This window comes from Frankia sp. AiPs1 (genome assembly GCF_023716945.1).
Lineage (GTDB): Bacteria > Actinomycetota > Actinomycetes > Frankiales > Frankiaceae > Frankia.
Genome location: NZ_JAMQQF010000400.1, coordinates 1,852 through 5,517, shown reverse-complemented (window position 1 = coordinate 5,517; position 3,666 = coordinate 1,852). Strand labels below are relative to the sequence as shown.

General features: G+C 76.1%; 1 protein-coding gene and 1 pseudogene. Both read right to left on the bottom strand.

The window, feature by feature from the left end:
* Positions 1-616: pseudogene (locus ND748_RS23885) on the bottom strand (beta-ketoacyl synthase); the annotation flags it as partial.
* Positions 613-3,666: SDR family NAD(P)-dependent oxidoreductase (locus ND748_RS23880; RefSeq protein WP_251748200.1), on the bottom strand; the 3,054-nt coding region annotated here is incomplete at its 5' end. The gene ND748_RS23880 and the pseudogene ND748_RS23885, both read right to left, overlap by 4 nt.

The window sequence follows — 3,666 nt, the reverse complement described above, 5'->3', positions numbered from 1 at the left end:
CAACGGAGGCCAGCAGCAGCTCGCCGGCGGCGATGCGCACCGCGCGGTCGTGGCCCTCCTGGTCGTAGGCCGGGCCGAGGACGTCGGCGATGGCGCCCCGGGCCAGCCGGTCGAGGTCCGCGGCGCCCAGCGCGCCGACGGCGCTGCGGGCCAGTGGCTTGAACGACGCCTCGCTGCTCACCCGCGGACGCGCCGGTGCCGGGGGCAGGCCGACAAGCGCCGAGGGTGCCGCCAGTGGGGGCAGTACGGCCAGCGGGGACGAGGCCGGCAGCAGGGACGAGGCCGGCAGCAGGGACGAGGCCGGCAGCAGGGACGAGGCGGCCAGCGACGGCGGCGTGGTCAGGGGGGCGAGCAGGCGCCGTTGCAGGGCCGCCTGGGCGCGCAGGGCGCTGGCGTGCGCCGCGGCGGTCGTCACTCGCAGTTGGCGGATCAGCTCCAGGGCGGAGGTGGCCGGCGCGGGCGTCAGGCCCGCCGGCTGGGGGGACGTGGGGGACGGGGACGGGGGCGGGGGCGCGGACGGTTCGGCGGCGGGCGACGACACGGGGGCGGCGAAGGCCAGCGGGTCGAACGGTTCGCCGACGAAGTCGAGGCGCTCGGCCTGGTCGACCAAGGTCATGACGGGTCGTCCTCGTTCTCGCTCGGGGTGTGGTCCGCGCTTGGGGTGTGGTCCGCGGTCGGGGTCTGCTGCCAGGCGCGGACGGCTTCGGTGAACTTCGCCGCCATGCCGGCCGTGGCGGCGACCGTGACGTCGGTGAACCGCACCAGCACGGTGCCGTTCGGGGCGCAGGCGGTCGCGGTCACGGTCGCCGTGCCGCCGCCGGCGTCGACGCGCGCCCGGTCCAGAACGAGGACGAAGGGCGCGGCGTCGGGCAGGGGATGGAAGTACTCGGCGCGGCCGATGCCCAGGGGTAGGCAGGCCTGCCCGAGCAGCGCCTTGCCGAGCACCGGCGGTCCCTGCAGGAGCACGTCGGCGAGGACGGGGCTGTGCAGCGCCCCGCCGAACGCGGCTCGCAGGTCGGCGTCGTCGTCGAGCTGGCATTCGAGCACCAGCCGGTCGGCGCCCCGCGCCAGCACCCGGCGCATGCCCTGCAGCCGCGGGGCGTGGAACTGGGTGCCCTCGGTGTAGATGGCCAGGGCGTCGGGTGGGCCCTCCCCCAGCCGGTAGCCGGGCCAGCCGGGCAGCACCACGGCCGGCCGGGTCGCGGCTGTGTCGGCCGCGGCGAGCACGAACGTCGCCGCGTAGTGCGACACCGGCAGCCGGCCGGAGCCGTCGGCGCGGACCGCGACGCGGACGAGCAGTCCGCCCGCCTCGTCCGGGACCGCCGGCTCAGCTTCGACCCGCGCGGTGTTGGGGAACGCACCGTCGAAGACGATGCCCTTGTGCACCGCGAAGTCGCGGACCTCGACGACGCGCCGCCCCGGGTGGGACCGCTCCACGTTGTTGATCATCCAGCCGAGGCCGAACGTCGCAGGGAGCACCCGGTGCTCGCCGACCCGGTGGGCGGCGATCACGGGATGGTCGACGATCCAGGTGAGCGACCGGCGGGCACGCACGGCCGGCCCGCCGGCCGCAGCCGGTTCCGCCAGGGAGCGGCCCGGCCCGACGAGCACGCACACCTCGTCGGCGCGGTCGGGCCGGAACGCGTCGGCGAAGGCGCCGGCACCCGCGTCGGGGGCCAGCAGCTCCACGCCGCGCGCCTGGAACAGCTCCCGCAGGGCGGGGGTCACCATGCCGCCGTCCCAGGCACCCCAGTCGATCGCGGTGACGTGCCAGTCGGGACGGTCGTGCTTCAGCGAGGCCGCCACCCGGCACAGGGCCTCGTTCGCGGCGGCGTAGTCGGCCTGGCCGGGGTTGCCGTACAACCCGGCGACGGAGGTGAACAGGATCAGGTGGCGCAGCGGGGCGCCGTCGACGGCGTCGAGCAGCGCCCGCAGCCCGGTGAGCTTCGGGGCGAACACCCGGGCCACGTCCGCGGCGGACTTTGCGGGCAGCAGCGCGTCGGCGAGCACCCCCGCGCCGTGGACCACGCCGGTGACCTGCTCGCGCAGGTCCCCGAGCGCGGCGCGCAGGGCGTCGGCGTCGGTCACGTCGACCGCGACGTACCGGGCCCGCGCACCCGCGGCCTCGACCGCCGCCAGCGTCTCGCGGATCTCCCGCTGGGCCAGCAGCCCCTGGTAGATGCCCTCGACCTCGCGTGGAGTGGGACGGGTGCCCGTGGCTCGCAGCTGGGCGATCACGGCCGCCTTGAGCTCGCCGGCGGCGATACCGACGGCCCAGCCGGGTTCGTCGGCCAGCGGCGAACGGCCGAGCAGCACGAAGCTGGCGGGGGCCCGTTCGGCGAGGGCCCGCACGCACAGCGCCGTCACGCCGCGGGCTCCGCCGGAGACGACGAGGACGTCGTCCGCGCCGATCGTGACGGCGTCCGCGTCCCCGCCGGCAGCCGCGACCCCGGCACCAGAAGGATCGGCACCGGAAGGATCGGCACCAGCGGGATCGGCCGCAGCGAGCGGGTCGAACAGGCCGGGGACGACCGTCCGGCGCACCGAGGCGGCGTCGATGCCGACCTCGGGGGCGTCTCGGGCCACGTCGTGCAGTTCGGCGTCGAGCAGTGCGGCGACGGTGTCGTCGGCGAGCTCCGGTGCGACGTCGAGCGCCCGGCAGAACAGCTGCGGGGTCTCCGCGGCGAGCGTCTTCACGACGCCGCCGACCCCGCCGAGCAGGGCCGTCGCCACCGCGGCCGGGCCCAGGTGGCCCAGCCCGCCGTCGATGCGGGTGAGGGTGACGAAGGCGGCGCGGGAACCGTCCGCGGCGCTCGCCGCGAGCGGCCCGTGGGCGTGCCGCGCGACCAGGACGGTCTCCGCGAGCACGGCCACGGAGTCCGCCCAGTCGGAACCCGGCGTCAGGACGGCTAGGGCGAGATCCACCCGGCCCTCAAAAGCCGTGGCCAGGGCCTTGTCCACCTCGTCGGACGTCGGCAGGGCCGGGCCGGCGGCGGCGCTGAGGTCGACCTCCCGCACGGTCCATCCCCGCTCGCGCAGGCCGTCGAGGACCGCGCCGGGGGTGCCCCGGTGGACGACGACGGCCACCGGGGAGTCGGCGTACGGGCGGTCGAGCCGGTCGAGGGGGGGCAGGGTCACCAGGCGGATGGGCCGGCGCGATGCCCGCGCCGGCTCACCGGCTTTTGGGTCGACACCACCTGCCTCCAGGCCGTCGGCCGTGGCGGTCGATGTGGCCGATCCGGGCGGTGCGGCGGAGACGAAGTCGGCGATCTGGTCCAACGTCCGCAGCTCCGCAAGCTGCTCCGGACCCACCGTCGGCGACTGCGGGAACCGCTCCCGCAACGCCCCCAACACCTGCACCCGCTTGATCGAGTCAACCCCGAGATCGGCTTCCAGATCCATCCCGGTATCGATCATGTCCGCGGCATAACCCGTCTTCTCCGCGACCACCTCGACCAGCGCACCCCGCACCGCCTCCCGGTCGATGCCACCGGCACCAGCCGCAGAGCCGGCCCCAGGACCGGCCGAGTGTTCCGCGGAACCACCCGACGCCGCGGACGCACCCGCACCCGCACCCGCCGAGACGAAATCGGCGATCTGGTCCAACGTCCGCAGCTCCGCAAGCTGCTCCGGACCCACCGTCGGCGACTGCGGGAACCGCTCCCG